The organism is Kitasatospora sp. NPDC002522 (assembly GCF_053595195.1).
This window is the reverse complement of the sequence record NZ_JBSFXE010000065.1, coordinates 1-21,952: the sequence shown is the minus strand read 5'-3', so window position 1 is coordinate 21,952 and position 21,952 is coordinate 1. Positions and strand designations below refer to the sequence as shown.

The 21,952-nt window shown below is 69.6% G+C and carries 19 protein-coding genes, 1 pseudogene and 1 riboswitch; of the genes and pseudogenes, 9 read left to right on the top strand and 11 right to left on the bottom strand.

Annotated features, from left to right (window positions below; all coding sequences use genetic code 11):
* The first annotated feature begins 8 nt into the window (after nucleotides 1-8).
* Nucleotides 9-2,615, top strand: a complete 2,607-nt coding sequence (locus tag ACWD4U_RS32745; protein WP_363461088.1) for a DEAD/DEAH box helicase — start codon at nucleotides 9-11, stop codon at nucleotides 2,613-2,615.
* A 76-nt stretch (nucleotides 2,616-2,691) separates the two neighbouring features.
* Here ACWD4U_RS32745 and ACWD4U_RS32740 read toward each other — a convergent pair whose 3' ends face one another.
* Nucleotides 2,692-2,874 carry a hypothetical protein gene (locus ACWD4U_RS32740; RefSeq protein WP_363461090.1) on the bottom strand — a complete coding sequence of 61 codons (183 nt, stop codon included), beginning with the start codon at nucleotides 2,872-2,874 and terminating at the stop codon, nucleotides 2,692-2,694.
* A 195-nt stretch (nucleotides 2,875-3,069) separates the two neighbouring features.
* Nucleotides 3,070-3,186, top strand: a riboswitch (cobalamin riboswitch).
* 243 nt (nucleotides 3,187-3,429) lie between these two features.
* Here ACWD4U_RS32740 and ACWD4U_RS32735 point away from each other — a divergent pair.
* On the top strand, nucleotides 3,430-3,753 hold the full coding sequence (locus ACWD4U_RS32735; protein ID WP_363461092.1) for a hypothetical protein: 324 nt from the start codon (nucleotides 3,430-3,432) through the stop codon (nucleotides 3,751-3,753).
* 563 nt (nucleotides 3,754-4,316) lie between these two features.
* Here ACWD4U_RS32735 and ACWD4U_RS32730 read toward each other — a convergent pair.
* Nucleotides 4,317-5,624, bottom strand: a complete 1,308-nt coding sequence (locus tag ACWD4U_RS32730) for a hypothetical protein (protein WP_363461094.1) — start codon at nucleotides 5,622-5,624, stop codon at nucleotides 4,317-4,319.
* Nucleotides 5,625-6,073: 449 nt separating this feature from the next.
* Here ACWD4U_RS32730 and ACWD4U_RS32725 point away from each other — a divergent pair, with 449 nt between their 5' ends.
* Entirely contained in the window at nucleotides 6,074-6,622 is a 549-nt protein-coding gene (locus tag ACWD4U_RS32725) for a hypothetical protein (RefSeq protein WP_363461096.1), read from the top strand.
* 46 nt (nucleotides 6,623-6,668) lie between these two features.
* Here the strand turns inward: ACWD4U_RS32725 and ACWD4U_RS32720 are convergent, their stop codons facing one another.
* From ACWD4U_RS32720 to ACWD4U_RS32705, 4 genes are all read right to left on the bottom strand, one after another.
* On the bottom strand, nucleotides 6,669-8,249 hold the full coding sequence (locus tag ACWD4U_RS32720; protein ID WP_363461098.1) for a hypothetical protein: 1,581 nt from the start codon (nucleotides 8,247-8,249) through the stop codon (nucleotides 6,669-6,671).
* An 82-nt stretch (nucleotides 8,250-8,331) separates the two neighbouring features.
* Complete coding sequence (locus ACWD4U_RS32715) at nucleotides 8,332-8,808, bottom strand: hypothetical protein (protein ID WP_363461100.1); 477 nt, start codon at nucleotides 8,806-8,808, stop codon at nucleotides 8,332-8,334.
* A gap of 363 nt (nucleotides 8,809-9,171) precedes the next feature.
* Entirely contained in the window at nucleotides 9,172-9,666 is a 495-nt protein-coding gene (locus tag ACWD4U_RS32710; RefSeq protein ID WP_363461102.1) for a hypothetical protein, read from the bottom strand.
* Between the two features lie 188 nt (nucleotides 9,667-9,854).
* On the bottom strand, nucleotides 9,855-10,850 hold the full coding sequence (locus tag ACWD4U_RS32705) for a helix-turn-helix transcriptional regulator (RefSeq protein WP_363461104.1): 996 nt from the start codon (nucleotides 10,848-10,850) through the stop codon (nucleotides 9,855-9,857).
* 144 nt (nucleotides 10,851-10,994) lie between these two features.
* Between ACWD4U_RS32705 and ACWD4U_RS32700 the strand changes: the two genes are divergently transcribed.
* From ACWD4U_RS32700 to istB, 4 genes are all read left to right on the top strand, one after another.
* Nucleotides 10,995-11,192 (top strand): hypothetical protein, encoded by a 198-nt coding sequence (locus tag ACWD4U_RS32700; protein WP_363461106.1) that lies wholly within the window; start codon nucleotides 10,995-10,997, stop codon nucleotides 11,190-11,192.
* Nucleotides 11,193-11,248: 56 nt separating this feature from the next.
* Nucleotides 11,249-11,938, top strand: a complete 690-nt coding sequence (locus ACWD4U_RS32695) for a response regulator transcription factor (RefSeq protein ID WP_363461108.1) — start codon at nucleotides 11,249-11,251, stop codon at nucleotides 11,936-11,938.
* Between the two features lie 421 nt (nucleotides 11,939-12,359).
* Nucleotides 12,360-14,003, top strand: coding sequence for an IS21 family transposase (istA, locus tag ACWD4U_RS32690; protein WP_363461120.1), 1,644 nt, complete (start codon nucleotides 12,360-12,362; stop codon nucleotides 14,001-14,003).
* A 5-nt stretch (nucleotides 14,004-14,008) separates the two neighbouring features.
* Entirely contained in the window at nucleotides 14,009-14,803 is a 795-nt protein-coding gene (gene istB / locus ACWD4U_RS32685; protein WP_363461122.1) for an IS21-like element helper ATPase IstB, read from the top strand.
* A 654-nt stretch (nucleotides 14,804-15,457) separates the two neighbouring features.
* On the opposite strand, the gene ACWD4U_RS32680 is transcribed toward istB, so the two are convergent.
* The 5 genes from ACWD4U_RS32680 to ACWD4U_RS32660 form a co-directional block, all read right to left on the bottom strand.
* Nucleotides 15,458-16,045 (bottom strand): hypothetical protein, encoded by a 588-nt coding sequence (locus ACWD4U_RS32680; RefSeq protein ID WP_363461110.1) that lies wholly within the window; start codon nucleotides 16,043-16,045, stop codon nucleotides 15,458-15,460.
* A gap of 286 nt (nucleotides 16,046-16,331) precedes the next feature.
* Nucleotides 16,332-18,281, bottom strand: a complete 1,950-nt coding sequence (locus ACWD4U_RS32675; protein ID WP_363461112.1) for a DUF3732 domain-containing protein — start codon at nucleotides 18,279-18,281, stop codon at nucleotides 16,332-16,334.
* 31 nt (nucleotides 18,282-18,312) lie between these two features.
* Complete coding sequence (locus ACWD4U_RS32670) at nucleotides 18,313-18,798, bottom strand: three component ABC system middle component (protein WP_363461114.1); 486 nt, start codon at nucleotides 18,796-18,798, stop codon at nucleotides 18,313-18,315.
* Complete coding sequence (locus ACWD4U_RS32665) at nucleotides 18,795-20,009, bottom strand: ABC-three component system protein (protein WP_363461116.1); 1,215 nt, start codon at nucleotides 20,007-20,009, stop codon at nucleotides 18,795-18,797. Before ACWD4U_RS32665 ends, ACWD4U_RS32670 begins: the two co-directional genes overlap by 4 nt.
* A gap of 164 nt (nucleotides 20,010-20,173) precedes the next feature.
* On the bottom strand, nucleotides 20,174-20,611 hold the full coding sequence (locus tag ACWD4U_RS32660) for a hypothetical protein (protein WP_449787382.1): 438 nt from the start codon (nucleotides 20,609-20,611) through the stop codon (nucleotides 20,174-20,176).
* A gap of 227 nt (nucleotides 20,612-20,838) precedes the next feature.
* Here ACWD4U_RS32660 and ACWD4U_RS32655 point away from each other — a divergent pair.
* A pseudogene (locus ACWD4U_RS32655) lies at nucleotides 20,839-21,263 on the top strand (IS5 family transposase); the annotation flags it as partial.
* 10 nt (nucleotides 21,264-21,273) lie between these two features.
* The gene (locus ACWD4U_RS32650; RefSeq protein ID WP_363461118.1) at nucleotides 21,274-21,822 is read left to right on the top strand and encodes a hypothetical protein; all 549 of its coding nucleotides are present in this window, start codon (nucleotides 21,274-21,276) and stop codon (nucleotides 21,820-21,822) included.
* Nucleotides 21,823-21,952: the final 130 nt, after the last annotated feature.

Below are 21,952 nucleotides of genomic sequence, written 5' to 3'. Positions count from 1 at the left end.
GTGGCGGGGTGACGATCGCGGTGGTGGGTGAGCTGGTGCGGGGCCGGGAGTTGGGGCCGGTGCGGTTGCGGGCGCATCAGGAGGAGGCGGTCGCGGCGGTCGTGCGAGGGCTGACGCTCCGTCCGGGTCAGGTCACCCCTGGCGGTCTGCGGGTGACGGTGCAGATGGCCACGGGGACCGGGAAGTCGTTCGTGGGGGCGGTGGCCGCGCAGCGGCTGGCGCCGCACGGGGCGGTGTTGGTGGTGGTGCCGACGCTGGATCTGCTGGTGCAGATGGCGGCGTCGTGGCGGGAGGCCGGCCGCAAGGGGGCGGTGGCGGCGGTGTGCTCGCTGGTGGACTCGGAGCTGCCGTCCGGGATGCCGGCGTCCACGCACCCGCTGGTGATCGGCCGGTGGATGGCGGAGCGGCGGGGCCCGTTGACGCTGTTCGCGACGTACGCGTCGGCGGGGGCCGTCGCGGACGCGTATGCGGCGTGGGCGGAGGTGAAGGGCGAGGCGCTGGCGGCGGTGGACCTGATGGTCTGTGACGAGGCGCACCGCTCGTCGGGTTCGGCGGAGAAGCGCTGGACGCTGGTGCACCACCAGAGCGAGATCCCGGCCGCGCGGCGGTTGTACATGACGGCGACGCCGCGGATCTGGATGCCGCCGAAGAGTCGTGTGAGGGGCCGTGAGGGGGCGTATCAGCCGTTGACGGAGGAGTTGGCCGTCTCGATGGACGATCAGCGTCTGTTCGGGCGTCAGGTGTTCACGCTGGGGCTGGCGGAGGCCGTCGACAAGGAGCTGCTGGCGCCGTTCGAGATCGTGGTGCTGGAGCTGCGCGACCCGCTCTCCGACCGCAAAGCCGCGAGGCAGCAGCCGGTGCCGTGGGGGCCGGGTGCCGGTGAGGCGAAGGACGGGTCGCAGGACGCGGTGCCGGTGGAGCGGATCGCCGCGATCCAGGCCGGCCTGTTGAAGACCGCGGCCGAGCTCGGCCTGGAGCGCACCATCACCTTTCACACCCGGACGCTGGAGGCCCAGTACTTCTCCGAGACCTTGAACCAGACCGCCGAGCGCCTCCATCTCGAAAACCCCGGGGCATACCCGGCGGAGGTGTGGTCGCAGTGGCTGTCCGGGGAGCATCCGGTGGACTACCGGAAGGACATCCTGAGCGATTTCGGGAGGACCGCGGCGGACGACGGTCTGACGTATCGGGTGATGGCGAATTGCCGGGTCCTCGGCGAGGGCGTTGATCTGCCGGGATGTGACTCCATTCTTCTCCAGGGCCGGGGAAGCATGGTCGATATCGTCCAGGCCGTCGGCCGAGCGCTGCGCATGAAGCCCGGCGAGGGGAAGTTGGCGCGGATCATCGTGCCGGTCTTCCTGCGCGAGGGCGAGGAACCCGGAGACATTCTGGAGTCGGACAGCTATGGCCCGCTCGTTCGCATCTTGGCGGCGCTGCGCAGTCACGACGCGCGGGTGGTCGAGGCCCTCGCGGTGCCGCAGAACGGCGGTCGCCGGACTCACGGGCGCAGCGCGGAGTGGGCTTCCGCGCCTGGTGAGGGCGCTGAAGGGGGCGCGGGTGGTGGTGTGGCGGGGGCGTTCACCCTGCCGGTGCGGTTCCAGAGCGAGGTGAGTGCGGACGTCCTCGCCCTGTTCGTGGCCACGCGGGTGCTGACGGGTGAGAACGCGTATTGGCGGGAGGCGATCGGGCATTGTCAGAAGTGGTTCGAGGAACACGGATCGCTCGACGTCCCGTATGCGCAGATGGTTGGTGAGCAGGGGAACTATCCGCTGGGCAAGTGGTTGTCGGACAGGCGTTCCGACCGGGCGAACGGCGACCTGCCGGACTACCGGGTGGAGCAGCTCGACGGCATGGGGATGGTGTGGTCGGTGTCCGACGCCCGGTTCGAGGCCGGGTTGTCGTGGGCGCGGGTGTGGGCGGCCGAGCACGGGGGGTCGTTGGCGGCGCCGGCGCGGGCGTCGATCGGCGGCTACCAGCTCGGCACCTGGTTGGTGTCGCTGCGTACCGCGGCGGAGGTGCCGGCGGGCGAGCCGGGGGCCCTCTCACCGGAGCGGCGGCGGGCGTTGGAGGAGATCGACCCGTGGTGGTGCCCGGCCTGGCCGATCACCTGGCAGCGCGCCTACGCCGCGGCCCGGGCCTGGTGGCTGGAGTGGGACGGCGAGGTGGACTGGGCACACCTGCCCGAGTCCACGGTGTTCGAGGGGGAGCAGCTCGGGCGGTGGGTGCTGGCGCAACGGGCCGGCCACCCGGGGCTGGTGGAGGAGCAGCAGGAGCTGCTCGCGGCGATCGGGATCGAGGCGGAGCCCGAGCTGGTGGCTGCTGCGGCGGTGAAGGCGGAGCGGGCGGCGGCGCGGCCCCGGATCTCGCAGGCCGACCGGTTCGCCCACGGGGTCGCGGCGCTCGCCCAGTTCGTGCAGCGGGAGGGCCATGCGCGGCCGAGGCGCACCCACCGCGAGCGGCTGGAACTGGTGTCGACCGGGCCGGGTGGAGAGGACCAGGTGCAGATGGTCGACGTGGGCCTGGGGGCGTGGCTGACGAACACCAAGAGCCGGCGAGAGAAGCTGACCGCGGGTCAGCTCGCGCAGCTTGCCGAGCACGGCGTGGAGTGGGCGTGAAACGGGATGGAGGACGTAGTGGGCGAGGGTGAGCTGTGGGGGCATCGACTGCCACAGCGATCACCTCCTCCCGGAGCTATGGGAGGCCACCCTCGATTGGCGGATCAGCCACGACTGGTGCATCAAGACTGCCCCGGCGGCGGCCGAACAGCAGCAGCTGTTCGGCCTGCCAGATCTCGACCGACGGGCTGCAGGCGTCGCGCAGCAGCTCGACCTTCACCACCGGCTCGGCGTCGCGCAGCAGCTCGACCTTCACCACCGGCTCGGCGTCGCGCAGCAGCTCGACAGAGCCGGTCTGCGCTGGTCAGAGACCCCTCTTGGGGTGAACCGAACGGCCTGATCGAACACGCCGTCAGCTGGTGCCGTTTCAGTTTTGGCTGGTCAGAGGCTCGTTAGGCTGAACAGGGGGCGCGCTACTACATCTGGTGCTTCCAGCTCGGGCCGTCACTACATGTATGCTCGACTCGCTGTCGACGCAGGGGAATCCGGTTCGAGTCCGGAACTGCCCCGCAACGGTGATCGGGCGAGTTGCCCGAGGAGTCCGAGGACCTGCCGACGGTGTGCCACCCGGAATCTCCGGTGTGGCAGTGCAACAGCCTGTGCGGCCTTCAGACGTGCCCGTTTCTGCGGGCCCGCTTCCTCCTGACCGCGGGTGCCGGTCCGCCGGTGCCAGGCCGAGTGCTGCCCTCGCCGGCGGCTCCTCCCGGTTCGCCGGGTGCCGTGGTACCGCTCCAAGCGGCGGTGCGGCAGCGCGCACCACCGTGCCGTCGCCCAACCTGGAGTGCGCAAAAACAATTGAATGGAGCAGTCCTGTATGGGCGCTAAGACGAACCCGGACTCCGGGCCGACTCCGATGACGCGTCAGCAGGGTTCTCCCGACGACAAGTTGATCCGCAGCACCAACCTGCTCACCTCCACCACCTTCGTCAACGCGGTCACCACCGTGGCGTTGGTGTGGGCGACGATCGTGTTGGTGCAGGCGACCAACGAGTTGCAGGCCACGACGGCCGACCTGGTGACGATCACCCGGTGCGAGTCGTACCAGGCGCAGCATCGCGTTGAAGCCTCCTCGGAGGCGGCGGTCGGGTCGGCCACGGGCAGCAACCCGTGCACCGACCCGACTCGGATCAAGCAGTAGCCCAAGGAAGTTGCAGCTTCCGGCGGCTACGTGACGGAGAACCACCGAAGGTAGGTGATGCCCACTTGGCGAGCGTCGTAGGGCCGTACTCATGGAGATGGGGGCGGCCCTGCGGCGTTTCTGCGCGCCGTGTTCCTGTTCCTGATTCCTCAACTCCGCGCGCCGTACACAACCCGCGCATGCGCTGGCCAACCGTGTCATCGGCATCACGGTATTTGGAGTCTAACAGCGGCGGACAGTGAAGCTGTCGTCGGCCTGTGGTGTCAAGCTCTTCGAACTGCGTTGCCAGTGACGGCAGCCACGGATCACCTGTTGTTGGTTCGGGCGCGTTGGCCTGGTCGGCAGGGTCGGCTTCCGCGGCTTGTGGGCCAGGAGTGGACGGCGTACAACGCGCCGCCGGTCAGCGCCCTCCAGCGGCGAACACCGCCAACGCGGAGTCGTGTGGGTCCTCAGTAGAGGCGCGGACCGCCGCGAGGACCAGGCGCAGCAGGGCGCCTTCCTCGTGCTGGTCGAGGTCGATGCGGGCCTGGCCGTGGGCGCGGCGGACGAGGGCGGTCAGCGTCTCACGGTCGGCTGCCGCTCGGGTCGTTCAGGGGCTGCTGGAGGACCGGGGAGAGTGCCTGTCGGGCCCAGGCCGCGACGGCGGTTTCGTCCGCACCGGGGATCCACCACTGACCGTCCCTGTCATCGGCCAGGTCGGCGAGGACGGACTCCAGGGCCTCGAACTCGCGGCCCGGCCGGGGCCCGCCGGCGCGCTGCAGGGCGTCGGCGAACGCGCCGAGCAGTGCAAGGTCGGCGGTGGCGACCTCGACCTCGACCAGGTGCACGAGCTCGCGGCCGTCGGCGCCGGCCAGCACCGGTACCCCGGGCAGGTAGTCCTCCCTCTCGTCCACCAGCTCCGGCGTGCCCTCCGGCAGCGCGTCCAGCACCCGGTAGTACGCGGCGGCGACGTCCTCGATCGGCGCGCCCGGGATGGGCACGCCCTCGTCGCCGGAGACGAACGGGTTCGGGCGCAGCGTCAGCAGCAGCGGTTCCTCCAGCCGGTAGAGGGCGTCCAGGACGTCCGGCACGACGGGCAGCAACAGGCGGGTGGCGGCGGCGTGCCGGGCGGTGGGGTGCGGGAGGGGTTGGCCCTGGTCGTCGACGACGTGGCGGGTGGCCCCGACCACGGCGAGCCAGCCTTCGGTGCCGGGGATGCCGTACTCGGTCCAGCCGACCGTCCAGCCGTCGCGGACGACGATCGCCAGGTGCTCCTGGTCGTCCCGGCCGCGCATCTCCCAGCCGTCGCCGAGCTCGGTCGGCTCGGTGGCGTAGGTGTGCGGGCCCAGTCCTCGCCGGGCCGGCGGGACGAGGGTGCTGATCGGCTGCCGGGCGGTCGGGGAGACGGCCGCCGCGGGCCTTGTTTCTCCGCGCGGAGGTATCGGGGTCGCGCTGCCGCCGGCCTGATTACCTCCGCGCGGAGGAGTGAGGCCGGCTCCGGCGGGCAGGCCGCCGACCGGTTCGGCGGGCCGATGCGGCCGCTCGGCGGGCGAGCGCGGGACGGCGGGCCCGTCACCTCCTCGCGGAGCTATTCGGCCGTCGGCGGCGTCGGTGCCGCCGTCGCCATTACCTCCGCGCGGAGGAGCAAGGGCGGGTGCGGCCGGGGTGGCGGGCGCCTGCTCCCGGCCGGGCACCTGGGCGGCCGGAGTCCGGTCGCGGCGCTCGTAGACCATCTCCCAGCGCACGACGTGACCGGTGCGGACCATGCGGCCGGTGACGGCGGCGAGGCTGTCCTCCAGGCGGCGCAGCGCGGTGTTGCCGCGCTCGTCGTCGCTGGTCCCGGCGGCGGTGGCGTCGATCTGCTCCAGGAACCGGGCGGCGATCCGGTGCACGGAGTCGGCGAGGTCGAGCAGCTCCTGGCGGCGCCCGGGGCCGGCTCCGTCTCCGGCGCCCCGTCATTACCTCCGCGAGGAGGAACAAGGGCGGCGGCGAGGACGTCCTGCTGTTTCTCGGCGACGGACCGGCGGTACGCCTTGGACTCGCACGCCCGGTTGCAGCTCCGCTTCGGCCGGCCCCGTCCGGTGTGCGGCGGCAGCTCCTTGCCGCACCCCCGGCACGTACGGCCCGAGCCGTCCTCACTCCTCCGCACGGAGGTATCCGTGTCCATGATCGCCATGGTAGGGCCGGGCACGGACGCCCCCGTCCCGCACGCCTCGCAACACCGCCCCGCAAGCACCGCGCAGCCGCCACGCAACCGTCCGCACTCCCGCACAACGGCTACGCAAGGCGATGCGGGAGGGGTACGAGAAGTGCGGGAAGTGCGCCAGCTGCGAGGAGTGCGATGGCCGGATACGGGCGCGACCGGCCGGTCCGGGCCGACGTTGAACCCGGCGTGAACGACTTCGACACCGCGGTGCTCACCGGCCCGTTCCAGCAGACCGCTCCGTACGAGCTCGACGACCTCGAGGAGGCGGCGTTGAGGCGGGCCCGCAAGGCCGGCACCGCCGCAGCCGGCTGGGTGCACGCCCTGGCCGACCGGCAGACCGACGCCTCGCACGCTGGCGCGCTGCGCCGGGCTGCCGAAGCGATCGAGGAGGCCAGCAGCACTGCGATCGTGCCGGGCGGCGACGGCGATGCGCAGGGCCAGGTGCGCTACCGCCTGGCACCGAGCGCGCTGGTCAGCCCGCACCCCCACGAGACCCGGGACGAGGAGACCCTGCCCGACCTGACCGCCGCCGAACGCCTCGCACTGATCGCGGTGTGCGCACTCTCCGCCGACATGCCCACCACGGTCATCGGGTACTTCCCGTCCGAGCTGACCGCGCTCACCGTCGCGCTGGAGGCCGCGGTCGCCGCCACGACAGAGGGCGGAACGGGCCGACACAGGTGAGCAGGGGTGGTCATGGGCGGCAGCATCGCCGTCGTGACAGGGCCGATCAGATGCTCGGAGAGACATATCCGACTGCTTCAATGGCATCGAGCGTCGTGGACAGGTCACAGCCTGGGTCCGTGCTGCTGGCGTCTGTCGCATACAGCACGCTCAGTCCGGCGCATCCGCGCGAGCGGTCATACCGCTCGCGTATCGCACCTGACATCTCGGGGTTGAGTGAATGCCGCGATTGCAGCAGGAGGACCATGGCGTTGATTTCGCGGAGGCCCCACGAATCGCCGTGGGCGCGCCACGCGGCGGTGATCTCGGCGGTGCTCAATTGCTTGTCGGCAGCGTCCGATCCGGCCCGGGCGAGCAGTAGCAGGCCGAAGAAGCCCATGTCTGTGCTCTTGTCGAAATCGTCGATGGTGACCGCGGGGTATTTCATCCGCAGGGTGCCCAGAATCTCAGCAGCGTCGACGTAGGTTTCGACGTCGTCCTGGCCGATGTGCCTTGGCAGTGCGGAGACGGCCTTGCTGACAGCCGACTGGTCCACATGGCACGCGCGAATTTCGCAGAGCGTCGCGGTTGCGGCGAGGTAGTCGATGGGGTCCGTGCCCGGGTTGACTGATGCCAGCGCTTTGGACACTGCGGTCTCGTTCGCTGGGTTGGTGCCGTGGCCGAGCCGCTGCTCGATCGTCGTCGCGAAGTAGGTGGGGAGCAGTCCACCCGACAGGGTGGACTTGCCGCGGGCGAGGCCGCGGCTGTCCAGGTCGGACTGTGCGACGGCCGACAAGGCTGTCAGGCGGCTTGCGTCATTGCCTAGGGCCAACCATGTCTGTGTCAGCTGGTAGCGCTGGAGTGACGTGCTCTGGCCTGGTCGGTCGATGTAGGGCGCCAGTGCGGTGGTCAGCTGCCTTCTGGTCTCGTCCGACGGTTTGCCGGCGCAGGTGGCGCCGTAGGTGTCGGCGAGTGCCGTGATGTCCTTCAGCCCGGTTGTCGGGTGCGAGGCCATCCAGTTGTCTGCGTACGCGGCGACGCTGGGCGGGGTGGGTGCCGGGAGGGAGCTGAACGTCTTGGCCAGGTTGCATGCCTGGACCGGGTACTGGATCTGGGTTGCCTGCGTCAGCAGCCAGTGGTCGGCGAGCTCTGCGTCGTGAGCGGGAAGGTGCAGCCCTGATCCGGCGAGTACCTGCAGGGCAGCCTGTGTCTCGGCGGTCTCTCCCGCCGTGTCGGCGGGCTTGTCGCCCGGCTCGGAGAAGTATCCCGCTTCGGTGAACATCGGCAGCACGGACTGTGCGTTGAGCAGGCCGGACGTCTTGCCGGTCGCCTGCTCGGCCATGGAGATGAACCATGGCCCCCAGACCGGATGTTGACGAGCGAAGTCACTGAAGGCGGTGGCCCCGGCCGGGGTTTTCCACGGGTCGGGCACAGGCTTGCCGGCCATTTTGAGCGTCAGCTCGTCGTATACCGTGTCGGTGACGCTCGCGGAGGAGTGTACGGTCGCGAATGTCTGCGCGGAGACGTAGAGCCCGTTGCCGCCCACCAGATCCGAGAGCGGCGAAGCTTCCGGGGGCGGCGGAGCCTTGGCCGCGCCACAACCGGCCAAGAGAAGGGCTCCAACGAGGGCCGCGAACGGTTTCCGCATTCTTGATGGCATGGTTGAGATCCCTCCCTGTCGTTCAGACGAGGGGGTGCCGCCGGTTCCGGCGGCACCCCCTCATAGCGGGTTAGAAGCTGGCGTTGGCGTAGTACCAGCCGCCCTGCGACGGGACGTACGCCTCGCCCCGCGCCACGCCGGTGAGGGACCCGGCAGTCGTGTTGATGCACGCGGCGCCGCCCATGTCGGAGCGCCAGTCGTAGCTGTTGTGGTAGGAGTCCGTCACGCTGGTGTCGACAGTGCCGCCACTGCGGGTCATGCCGCGCCAGGAGATGACGGGGTGGTAGCCATACGCGTCGAGCGTCGTGGTGTTGTTGATGTTCTGGGCGTAGAAGGGGTTGTTCCCGTACAGGTGCACGTTCGACTGCACGGTCGCGCACGACGTGCCGCCCTGGCCGGACCAGCCACCCGCACTGATCGAGGTCTCGAGGTAGTCCCCTCCCGGAAGGTACGTGTCGCTGGTCGACGCGCTGGCGGAGCCGGCGCCCATCAGGGTGCCGGCGGCCAGGGCCAGGCCGGCGATGGTGGCCCCGAAGATCTTGCGCATGACTGTTCTCACTCTCTGTGACTGCGGCATCGGTGTCCGCGTGGGAATGGGGGTGCGAGTCCGGACGATCACACGCAGCCGGGCGCCCGCCCGATCGGCGTGATCAGCGCACTGCTGCGTACGGCCGGGTCAACCGCTCCCACCTGCGACAGCGGGGTCTGTGAGCGGTTCGCTCCGGCCTTGGCCTCCACCAGAATGGGCGAGTCGGCCGACCGCGAGCCACAGTTCGGGACACCCCTGGACAGGCTCGGACACCCGGTGACCGCGGTGACCCGGTCCGCGCACCCGGCGACAGACCTGCCGCGTCGCCCGGCAGCCGAGCCGACCGACGCCCCTACGCCCAGCGTGCTGCCGTGCGCCGGTTCAGCGAACAGTCCCAGGGCCATGCGACGGCGGCGCGATCCTCAACAGGACGTGGCGGGTACCGGCTTCACGGTGCAGCACCGCGAGCGCCCCGTCGGGGAGGAACAGCACCTGCCCGTCGAGCAACCGCAGGACGGGACGCTGCACTCCGTTGGGCCCGCCGGCGACCGTGATCTGAACAGTGCTGCTACCGGCGCCCTGGACGAGAAGGAGATCGCCTTCTTCAGCGGCCAGCGCCACAGGCACGTCGGCTTCGCCTTGCCCGGCGACGGGAAGCTCCGTCACGTCCTGGCCCGCAAGGACCGCCAGTCGCCGCGCCAGGCGCGACCCGAAGTCCTGTCCGGGGCTGGCTGCGCCATCGATCTGCGGGTCGTGTTCCGGCCACAGCACCGCCGGCCCGCCGCCGCTGCGTTCGCGGATGAAGGCCGCCAGTTCCGCCGCGTACCCGCTCGGATGAGCGCCCTGTGGTCCCCAGTCCATGTCGTGCCCTTTCAACCGAAAGTCCGTCAACTGCGGCTTTCATCGTCGGCGGGACCGCACGGGCCGGAACAGTCAGGTCTTTCCGGTCCCTGGCGGGCCACCGCGTGGGCACGGCGCTTTCGCTCGGCAGCGCACGGACTCCACATCTGTGACTGCCTGTCACTGAGCTGCTGTGACGGTCCGTCAGTGAGGAGGAGCGCCCGCTACTCGACGATCAACCCGGCCTTGGCGGCAGCCACACCGGCCTGGAAACGACTCTCCGCGTCGAGCCGCTGCATGATGTCGGCGATGTGTCGGCGGGCCGTGCGCAGCGACATTCCGAGGCGTCGGGCGATGGTCTCGTCCTTGAGCCCCGCGGCGAGCAGTTCGACGATGGTGCTGTCGATCTCCTGGGCCACCTGCTCCAGGCCTTCCGATGCGGCGATCGTGAAAGGGCGGGCGCGGGTCCAGGTCTGCTCGAAGATGTCACAGAGGTAGGCGACGAGCCACTCCTGACGGACCGCCACTGCCCCCCAGGACCCGTCGCTGGCGGGGATGAAGGCCAGGGCGCGGTCGAACACGATGAGGCGCCCGAAGAGCTCATGGCTGGTGCGGTACTGGCCGCCGAGGCGCGACGCCGCTTCGACGTAGGCCTGGCTGGGACCGTTGAACCGGGCCGTGTGGTGGTAGAGCGTGCGCATGGCCACCCCGCGGCGCAGCAGCACCTCGTCGCGGGCCAGCGCCTCCTGCATCGCCTCCGGGACACGGCTCCCGCCGCCGGGCTGGCTGGCCAGGACCTCGGTTCGGCAGGTGTCGGCCGCGTGGTTGAGGGCCGCACGGACCTCGGAGAGAGTGGGGATCACCTCGATCCCGGCGCCGGTCCCCTGCTGGGCGCCGTGGTAGTGCGGCAGGAAGCCGGACAGCAGCGCACGACCCCGGGCTATCCGCTCCTCCTCCTGGCGGATCCGGGCCTGGCCCGGTGCGGCCATCGCCGCCATCGCCGCCTCCGGCGCCACCGCATAGCCTTCGCCCGGCGGGGAGGGAAAGGTGTGCACCAGGCACAGGGCGCGCAGCCGCTCCACCGACTCCCCGACGGCCTGCTCCGTCATGTCCAACGCCGCGGCGATGGACGCGAGGTCGACCCGCCGGTTCGCCAGGACCCATCGGTAGACCTGCGCGTCAGCCGGCTCCGTGAACAGATCTTGCGGGTGATTGTCCATGTTCGTCCCCCGGTCCCTTTGATGCCACGCAACTTGATGACGTGCAGGACTCATAGCCCCGCGCTGGCCGCGTCATCGAGACTTATCGCACAACGACAGCAACTCCCGTTTGTCGACCAGCCCTTGAGTCCCCCGGAGGACCCCGTGAATCACATCCGCCCCACCGCCAAGCTGCTTGTCGCGGGCCTCGCCCCCGCCCTGCTGGCCGCGGCCGCGGTCCTCGGCCTGGGCACCCCGACCACCCCACACGCCCAGGGGCCCGTCGTCGCGCCATTGCAGATCATTGCCCCCCACGACACCTCGTGGGGCGGATGCGGCGCACAGTGCAACCAGCAGCCCTGACCGACCGAGGACGACCAACCCGCCCCTAGGTCCTGACGCGCCGGAAGGAGAGCACCGTGCCCGCGTCAACGCCCCCACCGCCACTGTCCCCCCGTGAGATCGAAGTCCTCGGACACCTTGCCCAGGGCCTCACCTACAGCACCATCGCCCGGCGCCTACAGCTCAGCCCGCACACCGTGGAAACCTACCTTCGCCGCATACGCGCCAAAACCGGTTCCGCCAATCGCGCCCAGCTCGCCCTGCTCACCGTCACCCTCCGCCCCCGGCCGGGCCAGCCGTCCCCGGACGTCCCGGAGCCGACCGCCCAGAACGCACAGCCTCGAAGGGAGGCGCGGGGAGGGGCCGGTTCGCCCACCGGACACCCGGATGCGCCCGGAACGGGTGCGGGCACAGGGCGGCCCTCCACACCCCCGGACCCCTCGGCTGCCACGACACCGGGCGAGTTCGTCCAGCACCTTCGACAGCTCAAAGCGTGGAGCGGAGAGCCCTCCCTACGGCGGCTCGAGAAGACAACGGGCCTGCCGCGCAGCACCCTGGCTCAGGCACTGGACACCCGCCGCGACAGCCTCCCGCCCCTGGAACGCGTCACCGCGATCGTGTCGGCCTGCGGAGTCCCCCAACGAACCGTCGACCTCTGGAAGGACGCCTGGAGAAGGATCCGCATGCAGCACTGCCTGGTGCCCGACCACCTGCCGGCGACAGCTCGCGAGGCCAGGTCCGGCCGTTCCGTTGCGGGCCATCCGTAGCCACGTTGGAGCAGGCCGCGGCGTGGTCGACGATCTCTCGTGCGTGCGGAGCCGTGTCCCTACAAGCCCTAACGGCCCGGAGAAACTCCGCGTCCAGCACCACGCACAGCACCAACAGCGAAGGCCCGGATGGGACATCCGGGCCTCTTCTGCCATCAGCCAACGGCGCGGAGCCGGGATCGGCCGGCCTTCGGAACCGGGCCTCTGATGGTCCCTCCCCCACGTGTCGGCCGCACTGACTGGCCCCATCCGCTGCCGCACCGCCCTCAACCAACTCACGAGTTGTGACGTCAGTTGTTCACGGGTTTGGGAGTCACCCAGAACCACGGATGGGTGATGTTCACGAGTTTCGGCGTCACCGGGGTACTTGCCAGGCCAGCATCGGGAGTGCTCCTGGTGAAAGGCCCTGGTCATGCCGCAGATGTCGAAGGTCGAGCTGTACGCCGCGATCCGGCGTGACCACCGCGGCGGCATGAAGCTGCGGGAGATCGCGCGCAAGTACAACGTGTCGTGGCGGACGATCAGGAAGGCCGTGGACTCGGTCTGGCCGGAGCCACGGAAGAAGCTCCCGCCCCGGGCGACCGCGCTGGACCCGTACAAGGCGGTGGTCGACGGGATTCTGCGGGCCGACCTGGACGCGCCGCGCAAGCAGCGGCACACGGTCACCCGGATCTTCCACCGCCTGCTCGAGGAGCACGGTGCCGAGGTCTCTTACCAGCAGGTCCGTCGCTACGTCGCCGACCGCAAGCCGCAGATCCTGGTGGAGTCGGGCAAGGCCCCGATCGAGGCGTTCGTCCCACAGACGCACCAGCCCGGGATGGAGGCCGAGGTCGACTTCGGCGACGTGACGGTGAAGCTCTCCGGCGAGCTGGTGATTTGCTACCTGTTCTCCTTCCGCCTGTCCTACTCGGGCAAGGCTGTCCACCGGGTCTTCGCGTCCTGCGGGCAGGAGGCGTTCTTCGAGGGTCACGTCCACGCGCTGCGGACACTGGGCGGCGTCCCGCGGAGCAAGGTCCGCTACGACAACCTGAAGGCCGCCGTCGCCCGAGTGCTGGGGCTGAGCCGGGCCCGGATCGAGGCCGATCGGTGGATCGCCTTCAAGTCGCACTTCGGGATCGAGAGCTTCTACTGCCGGCCCGGCATCGAGGGCGCCCACGAGAAAGGCGGCGTCGAAGGGCAGATCGGTTACTTCCGCCGCAACCACTTCGTCCCGGTGCCGGAGGTCGAGTCGCTGGCGGAGCTGAACGAACTGGTCGAGCAGTGGGACCGGCATGACGGGCGGCGGCGGATCGGGGCCAGGGCGAGGACGGTCGACGAGTACTTCGAGGACGAGCGAGCGCGGCTACTGCCACTGCCAGAGGACCCGTTTGAGACTGGGCGGGTGTTCACCCCGCGCGTCGACCGCTACGGGCAGATCGTGGTCCGCACCAACCGCTACTCGGTGCCGGTCCGCCTGATCGGCAAGCGGGTCCGGGTGCTGCTGCACGCCTCCCACTTGGTGGTCTACGACAGGAACATCGAGGTCGCCCGGCACGAGCGGCTGATCGCCAAGGGTGGCTGCCGACTGGAGCTGGACCACTACCTGGAAGCCCTGGTCCGCAAGCCCGGCGCCTTCCCCGGCGCGACCGCGCTCGACCAGGCCCGCTCCGCCGGGAAGTTCACCCCGGTCCACGACGCCTGGTGGGCCGCGGCGGTCAGGGCCCACGGCGACGCCGAGGGCACCCGGGCACTGATCGAGGTGCTGCTGCTGGGCCGCCATCTCGCGCACGAGCACATCGTCGCGGGCCTGGCCACAGCGTTGCGGGCCGGGGCGTTGACCGCGGACGCGGTCGCCCTGGAGGCCCGCAAGGCCGCCCAGACCGAGGACGAACCCGCCGCGGATGTCCCCGCACCGAGGCCGCCGGTTGCCGGGCTGGGAGGGGCGAGTGTGACGTTCCTGCACGAGTGGAAGCTCAACCACCTTCCGCCGGACACCAGGCCGCTTCCCTCGGTGACCCACTACGACCAGTTGCTCCGACACCGCCGCGCCGGCGGCGGTGACCTGCGAGAGGGAGAAGCGCCATGACCGCCATGCTGCCCCGCCAGCGGAACCTGACCGAGCAGGCCGCGACCACGGCCATCGACACCGCCTGCAGGCTGCTGCGGCTGCCGTCGATCCGCAACGAGTTCGCCGATATCGCCGACCGGGCAGCCAAGGACCAGATGACCTACCGCGGCTTCCTCGCCGAGCTGTTGATGGCCGAGTGCGACGACCGGGCCCGGCGCCGCTCGGAGCGGCGGATCAAGGCCGCCGGCTTCCCCCGCGACAAGTCGCTGCGGACCTTCGACTTCGACGCCAACCCCAACATCGACCCCGCCGTGATCAACACCCTCGCCAGCTGCGAGTGGATCAAGAAGAGCCAGCCACTCTGCCTGATCGGTGACTCCGGCACCGGCAAGTCCCACATGCTCATCGCCCTGGGCACCGAGGCCGCCATGCAGGGCTACCGCGTCCGCTACACGCTGGCCACCAAGCTGGTGAACGAGCTGGTGGAGGCCGCCGACGAGAAGCAGCTGAACAAGACGATCGCGCGCTACGGCCGTGTCGACCTGCTCTGCATCGACGAGCTCGGCTACATGGAACTCGACCGCCACGGCGCCGAACTGCTCTTCCAGGTCCTCACCGAGCGCGAGGAGAAGAACAGCGTCGCCATCGCCTCCAACGAGTCCTTCGGCGGTTGGACGAAGACCTTCACCGACCCCCGGCTCTGCGCGGCCATCGTTGACCGCCTGACCTTCAACGGCACCATCATCGAGACCGGCACCGACTCCTACCGACTCGCCTCAACCCGGGCGCGGACCGAAGCACCCGCCAAGACCGGCTGACCGCGGGGGCACCAACCCGAGGCCCTCCGCCCTTCGGGCGGAGGGCCGTCCCCGTTGATGACGATCCGCAAAATGGCTCTGCTTGGATCCACGTGAGTGATCATGGTGGCGGCTGGCGGCAGGTTATGCCGCCGGGAATGATGAGCCTGGGGGACCGGTCAGTCGGAAGCTTCCAGGCATACGCGAGGGCGAGTGCGACGCACCTGGCGTCCTGGTGGTCATAGCCGGTCGCTGCACGGACTTCGTCGATCGCCGCCTCCCAGCTCCTCTGCCGGATGAGTTCGCGGGCGCGTTCCTGCGTCGGGCGCGGCACTGGCAGCCGAAGAGCCCGCACGACGTCGAGGTCCCAGCCTTGCCGTCTTGCGCGCCACGATCGCAGCCGTGCTCCCATCAACCAGTTCACACATGCCCCCGGTGCTCCAAAGCGGGCGGCCCGCTTCAGTTGTGCCCGATGAGGATACGGATTCAGGGGAGGCTGACGAAAGCCTGGCGAGGCCGGGGGCACCAGGTTGAGGTCCTGGCGAAGGAATCCGGCGAGCCGCGGATCGTCGGGTGACGTCATTTCTGGTGAACACCCACAGCACCCAAGATCACTAACTGCTGCCCAAACCGCTGATCAATCGCTGCTACTTCTCGTGAACGAAGCCAGGGTGCTCAGGCTGGCCAGACCGGAAACGTCTCCGCGTTGGCGCAGCAGGCTGCGTCTTCGCTTTCGACGATCCGCAGGCAGCCCAGGCACATCCAGCTGGGGTCCCCTCGTTCGGGTCCCACTGTGGTCACGGTGTTGTCCTGGACGATCAGCTGCCACTCGTCGCCTTCTTCTTCGCCTACGGCGTCGACCGAGCCATTGAGGACGTGGTCGAAGGTGAAGTGCTCGAACCCGGGATGGCCCTGCGCGGTGGCGTCTGCCTTGAGGAAGTGGTCGATGAGGTAGCGCATCCACTGGGTGGCGTCGTAGAACTTCTCCGTCTGGTTCCACTCGATTGCGCTGCCGTCGTCGGTGGGTTCCCAGTCGCAGAACAGTCCGGGTTGGCCTGCCGGTGGGCGGGAGGGATCGCGGACGTCGCTGTCCTCCTGCCACGTGGGGTCGAGAGAGTCGAAGCAGCGTCCGTCAACGTAGTAGGGGCCCTGGTCCCGGTCCATCCGGCGGCTTCGGGCGAACTTGCGCAGGTACGTCCGCTCGGGCTCGTTCAGTGGCGGGACGACGGTGATCCGGCCGGTGAACTCGGTGTGGTAACCCATGTCTGTAGCTCCTCGACGACGATGCGGACACGGCCTTGGACCGCCGGTGGCGGTCCAGCTCCCGGGAGGAAGCGGCCGAGTTTCCTGGCGCAGGCGACGGATCAGGCTCACACGGTTGTCGGGGCCGACGAGCATCGCATCCTGCTCACGCCCCCCGGCCCGTCAGCCCGGCCGGGACTTTGGTGGTGGAGGTTCAAAAGGATCGCCGCGTCCCACCGGTCGGCTGGCGGCATCCGGAATTCGGATGCGCCGGCAGTCGGGGGCAAGGCTGGTGGCCAGCGAGTCGTCAGTCGAGCCACTCCGGGGGAATGAGGGCGTTTCGGCTTCCGGCGCCGTTGGGGCGCCAGTTGGCGATGACTGCGTCCTGGAACCAGGTGTCGGGCAGGTTGGCGTGGTCGCTGACAATGATCTGGAGGTTGCCCTCGTTGAGTCGCGCCACCTCGTCGAGGAGGGTGAAGTAGGCGGTGACGGTGGCCCAGTCTGCGTCCTGGATCTTCGAGGCGTCGCGTGGCCTCTCGGGGAAGAATGCCTGGGTGGGCTGGTCGAGCATGAGGAAGCCGGGGACGGGACGGGCGTTGCGCCGCAGATAGGTGTGCAGGGCGAGGTGGGCCACGAGGTGGTAGCCGATCCAGTTCTTGGCGCTGCCGATGCGGGTGAGGGGCAGTCGGCCGGCTGGGCGCCTGACGACGACGTTGAGCAGGCTGAGACTGATGCCGACCTCTGTCGCTTCTGCGGCCTGTCCGAGGTCGAGGCGCTTCGCCCAGGCAGTCATGTCGGTGGCGATGTCGGCCAGGCACCGTTCGGTCTCGGCGGCCACGTCGTCTTCGTCCACGAGGTCTTGGAGTGCTGCGGTCCGTTCCTCGGCCAGGGCCAGTTCGTGGCGCAGCCTGCCGAGGTCGCTGTCCGTACCGGTACGGGCGAGGGCTTCGGCGATCCGCCCCTGGATGTGCGCGATGCGGAGGTTCTGCTCCTGCAGATTGCGCATCCGCTCATCGCTGGCCAGCAATTCTCGCAGTTGCACCCCGTTGAGTCGGAGGAGTTCGGCGATGCTGTCGCGTTCGGTCTGCAGGGCGCGCCGGTGCTCGTCGCGAACGGGCTGCAGGGTCTGCGCGTGGGCGAGTTCCTCGGCCAGGTGGCCGGTGAGCTCGGCGATGTCCTGTGCCGACGGGTCGGGGTGCGGAAGGGGCTGAGTGCACATCGGGCAGACGCTGGTGTCGTGCTGGTGCTCGGGGCCGAGCAGGGCAAGCGTCTTGAGGCGGTCGAGTTGGAGGTGGAGTTCCCCGGTGAAGGCGCGCCCCTGTTGCTGCCAGCGGTCGACTGTCGCCAGGTTCTCGTCGTATTCCTGGAGTTGGTCTCGCAGCGTGCGGCGTTCGGTGTTCAGCGCTTGGCGCCGGTCGGACAGGTTGAGCGGTGCCGCAGTCTGCGGCGAGGCGGCCAGGGCTTGCTGCAGCAGATCGATGACCTGGGCGGTGTTCGGTGCGGCGGGGATGTCGGTGAGCAGTCCTTCGTTCTGCGCGAGGCGCATCAGGGCGAGGCCGTTCGCTTCTGTCGCGGCCTGGTGGCGCACGGCGTCGTCGTACTTGCGCCGGGCCGCGCGCTGAGCGCGGGTGGCTTCCGTGAGGTGGTGGCGCCGTAGGGCCTGTTCGGGGCCTGCGGCTCCGAGGAAGTAGGGCAGCGTGTCCTTGAGCGTCTGTGCCATCCCGGTTTCGGTCTGCCGGTGGAACAGGGCTTTCTTGTCGGCGATCTCGTTCTGGTTCTGGAAGCAGAGCAGGGCGGCGTGGGCGATCGAGACGTCGAAGGCTTTTCGTCCGGCGCCGGCGGGCGGCTGGAAGCGGAAGTCCTCGATCCCGAGCCGGGCGCTGACCTCGCTGCGCAGGGCTGCGACGTTGGAGTTGGGGATGAGTTCGCCGGCGGCGGGGACGTCGAGGCGGCTGTCGCCGGTCTGCACCATGGCGTGGAGTGTGGAGGCGCCGGTGGGGCGGGGTCGGGCCAGGATCATGCGGCTTCCGTCGTCGAAGACGATGAGGAGGGCGTACCAGCCGACGGTCCGGTCGATCGGTTCGTCGGGGAGGTTCGGTGTCCTGCGTCCGAGGCAGTAGTCGACGATGTCGAGCACTTCGGACTTCCCGGTCTCGGACTCGCCCGTGATGATGTTCAGCGCCCCGGGACGGAAACGCAGGACTCTCGGGGCTGTCCCGCCGTCTCGGTGGTACATGGCCAGGGCGAGCAACTGCATGGCGGTTCTGGGGCTCCTTGGATGGGGCGGATCAGGGACGGACGCCGAGGACGGTGAAGGCGCGAGCCGGGTCTGTCGTGGCGAGCCAGCGGCCGACGAGTACGGCGGCGCGTGCGCATTCGGCGACCTCCTCGCCGGGGGCCTGAGAGGAGGGTTTGGGAGGCCGGGGGCTTGTCAAGCCTTGTGGACTGGTGCCTATGGCCTGGTGGCGCAAGGCGGTGCGCAGGCTGGCGCGGGTGTAGTCGGTCAGCGCGGCGGCTCGTTCGGCGAAGGCCGCCTGGTGGCGGGGGTTGGCGTGAGCCCAGGCCATGAGGGTCACGGTGGACTTGCTCGGCAGCGAGCGCCGGGTGTCCTCGGGAAGGACGAGGGGCAGGACGAGGAAGGCGCTGGGCCACGGTAGGGGGTTCTGTGCCTTCTTGGCCGCGGCATGGACGCTGCTGGCCAGGAGGTAGGCGCCGAAGGCGGGATTGAAGAGGGCTTCCGCCTCGGGAACGGGGTGCTGGGGGGTCGTGGTCACTGGTCCTGCGTCTCTTCCCGAGGCTTGCAAAGGTCCTGGTATTCCGGGTGCCAGCCGACGGTGCGGTCCGGGTCTGCAGTGTCTGCCTGGTCGGCCAGTCCGTGCACGGTGCCGCGGCCGATCCACGATGCGGTGACGCTGCCGGGGCGGGCGGGTCTGTCCGCGACCCTGTCCATGGTGTCGTCCAGTACGTCCTGGCCGAGGGACTGGCGGTCGGGTGCGTCCATGTCGCCGTGGAAACGGCGGGTACGACGGCGGAAGATGTGCTCCCACTCGTCGTGCAGCTCCCGCTCGTACTCGCCGAGCCGCTCGTTTGTGATCTTGAAGGTGCGCAGCCATTCGGAGCGCTGGGCGCGCGCGTGGTGGTAGTCGCGCAGGTGCATGGCGATCTCAGGATCCGGCAGGCCGATCCACCGCATCTGGGCCACGACGAGCTGCCCCTCGTAGCCGGCGATCTCGGCCTGGGTGAGGTTGCTCAGGGTCTCGGTGATCGGCAGGTTCCTCGTGGTGTACCGGTCGAGGACTTCGTCCCTGCGGCACATGAGCTCCTGGGCGCTGACCGCGGGCCGCTTGCGCTGGGGGTTCTTGCGCTCCAGCAGTCCGACGGCCATGCCGTACCACCACCCTTTAATGTCGTCGAGAGCGGCTTGGGCATGGTCGCTCGGCGTGATCCCCAGCTCTTTGGCCAGACTAGGATTCAGGTCCGACATCACCGGGGCGCCGTCGTCGACCGTGATGGCGTCGACCAGCAGCTGGCGCTGCGAGGGGGGCAGTGCCATGAACAGTTGCCGGTCTTTGGCCGTCCCCTCCGCGCCGTCCTTGTCCGCGGCGACCTTCTCCATCCGGGCCAGTGCGGCACGAGTGTCCCGATGGGCTCCGGGGCGGAGCATCGAGAGGAAGGTGTCGGCAGGGGCAATCTGGGTCGAGACCAGGCGCAGCAGTGGCATCACCGCGCCCGAGAGGGTTGCGAGGGCTTCCAGCGCATCGATCCACGAGGCGACCGATCGCCAGAGGTCCTTGCCGGCCTCGCTCAACGGGCCGGCTGCTTCGCGGTGTTTGGACTGGATCAGCTCCAGTGGGGTGTGGTTGTCGGGGTCCAGGAACTCGATGTCGTCGAGGACTTCCATCCGGACGGCGCAGGAAGCGTCTTCCCAGCTGCGGCGCGCGAGTTCCAGCAGGGCCAGTTCGCACTGGTAGAGGTATCCGGTCATCTGGCCTGCGGCCGAATGCGAACCAGCTTGCGCCACGTTTCCCACTACTGATCGTGCTTGTCCGAGCGGCGCGCTCCTGTGGTCCGGCCGATCGCTCGCGATCGTCCGTCAGGGCGGTTCTGCCGCTCCCCCGTGGCGACAACATAGCACTGGTGCGGCGGCCTTCACCCGGCTCTGCCCACGGACTGCCACATGTTCGAACGCCGGTTGCGAGGACGCCAGTTCGCGCCTCCGCCCGGCGCTGCATGCCTTCCGCCCAGGTCGTAGCCGACGGTGCGGGCCGGGGTGGTGGCGGCTTCGCCGCCGGTGCCGTTCTGTCCGGTGAGTCGGCCGAGGGCGTCGTAGCTGCTGGTGAGGGTGACGCCGCCGGGTTCGATCCTGGTGACCGGTGCCTCGAGGATGTCGTAGGCGGTGGTGTAGGTGCGGTCGGCGAGGTTCGGGTAGGCGGAGGTGGCCGGCTCGATTGTGGACTCGGGCAGGCCGAGGCTGTTGAAGGTGTAGTAGGTGGTGTTGTTGTTGCCGTCGGTGTAGGCGGTGCGGTTGCCCGCGGCGTCGTAGCCGAAAGCTGTGGTGGTGGTCTTGCCTGCGGAGACGGGCTCCACGTGGCGCAGCACGCGGCCGTTGGGGTCGAAGGTGGCGGTGGTGGTGTTGCCGTCGGCGTCGGTGGCTGAGGTCGGGTTGCCTGCGACGTCGTAGGCGGTGCTGGTGGTGGCCAGTGTGGTGCCGGTGGTGGACAGGCGGGTGGTGGTCTTCGGCTGGCCTGCGCGGTCGTAGGTGATGGTGGAGGCGGGGCCCGGGGTGCCGGGCTGGTCGCCGGGGAGGGTGACCGAAGATTCACCTCATCTGCGACCGCAGCGGACTGCCGATCTCGGTCGCCGTCTCGGGCGCCAACGTGCACGACAGCCAGGCCCTGGAGCCCTTGGTGCTGGGTATCCCGCCCATCAGGTCGCGTCGCGGGCCGCGTCGCCGGCGGCCTGCCAAGCTGCACGGGGACAAGGGTTACGACTACGACCACCTGCGAAAGTGGCTGCGGGCACGCGGCATCGTCCCGCGAATCGCCCGCCGCGGAGTGGAGAGCTCGGCTAGTCTCGGCCGTCACCGCTGGGTGGTCGAGCGAACCCAACGTCGTGGTTGTCGGGCTGCCGCCGACTTCACCGCCGCTATGAGCGGAAGTCCGAGCACTTCATGGGCTTCACAGCGATCGCGGTGACCCTCATCTGCCTCCGGCGTCTGGGTGTCAGCGTCGGCCGGTAGCGTCGGCCGGGTGACCGATGACGCTGCTGTCTGGAACCGACTCGCCGCCCTGCTGCCGGAGCCGGAGGCCCAGGAGGTCCGGGACTGCTGGAACATCGGGGAGCAGGAGGCAGGGCTCGGCCTGCTCGTCTCAGAGCTCCTCGCCCATCAAGTGCCGATCAACGAGACGGTCAGGGCCCAGATCTCCGTACTCGCGGAAACATGGGGCGAGAGGGAGGCACTCACGCCCCGGATCCTCCAATGCCGTGGGGACGACACGCCGACCCATCTGAGGCTGCTCGAAAACAGCGGTGTCTCGGACGATGAGCCATCCCTCGGGCCCGACCAGGACCCGGCCGGCCCCGCCCTCGTCCCGTGGATCGCCTGCACGAGATGCGACCAGGTCCTGATGCGCGCCCACAGCCGGGAAAGCTGGGGAGATCTCTCCTACCTCGCCCACCACTACGTGATCACGTCACCGGACCGCGCCGCGGCCTCCCGGACCTTCCCGGCCCAGTCTGCCGACGTTGCCCTCGCCGCCCTCCTGGAGGAGTGCGCAGGGCCCACGAACGACCGCTGACTCGGAAGGCGTTCCACCAAAAGAAACGGTGTCTAAGAGGGCGTTTACGTCACTTCTGGCGCCATTCTTGGCGATATGCACTCCTGGTGCGGTGTGGCTGGTGGTGCACAGGGGGCTGGCGATTCTGGGG

Excerpts from the sequence above, each read along its gene's own strand:
- ACWD4U_RS32735 (WP_363461092.1), top strand. The coding sequence starts at position 3,430 with ATGGGCGCTAAGACGAACCCGGACTCCGGGCCGACTCCGATGACGCGT.
- ACWD4U_RS32725 (WP_363461096.1), top strand. The coding sequence starts at position 6,074 with ATGGCCGGATACGGGCGCGACCGGCCGGTCCGGGCCGACGTTGAACCC.
- ACWD4U_RS32720 (WP_363461098.1), bottom strand. The coding sequence starts at position 8,249 with ATGCGGAAACCGTTCGCGGCCCTCGTTGGAGCCCTTCTCTTGGCCGGT.
- ACWD4U_RS32715 (WP_363461100.1), bottom strand. The coding sequence starts at position 8,808 with ATGCGCAAGATCTTCGGGGCCACCATCGCCGGCCTGGCCCTGGCCGCC.
- ACWD4U_RS32705 (WP_363461104.1), bottom strand. The coding sequence starts at position 10,850 with ATGGACAATCACCCGCAAGATCTGTTCACGGAGCCGGCTGACGCGCAG.
- istA (WP_363461120.1), top strand. The coding sequence starts at position 12,360 with ATGTCGAAGGTCGAGCTGTACGCCGCGATCCGGCGTGACCACCGCGGC.
- istB (WP_363461122.1), top strand. The coding sequence starts at position 14,009 with ATGCTGCCCCGCCAGCGGAACCTGACCGAGCAGGCCGCGACCACGGCC.
- ACWD4U_RS32680 (WP_363461110.1), bottom strand. The coding sequence starts at position 16,045 with ATGGGTTACCACACCGAGTTCACCGGCCGGATCACCGTCGTCCCGCCA.
- ACWD4U_RS32675 (WP_363461112.1), bottom strand. The coding sequence starts at position 18,281 with ATGCAGTTGCTCGCCCTGGCCATGTACCACCGAGACGGCGGGACAGCC.
- ACWD4U_RS32665 (WP_363461116.1), bottom strand. The coding sequence starts at position 20,009 with ATGACCGGATACCTCTACCAGTGCGAACTGGCCCTGCTGGAACTCGCG.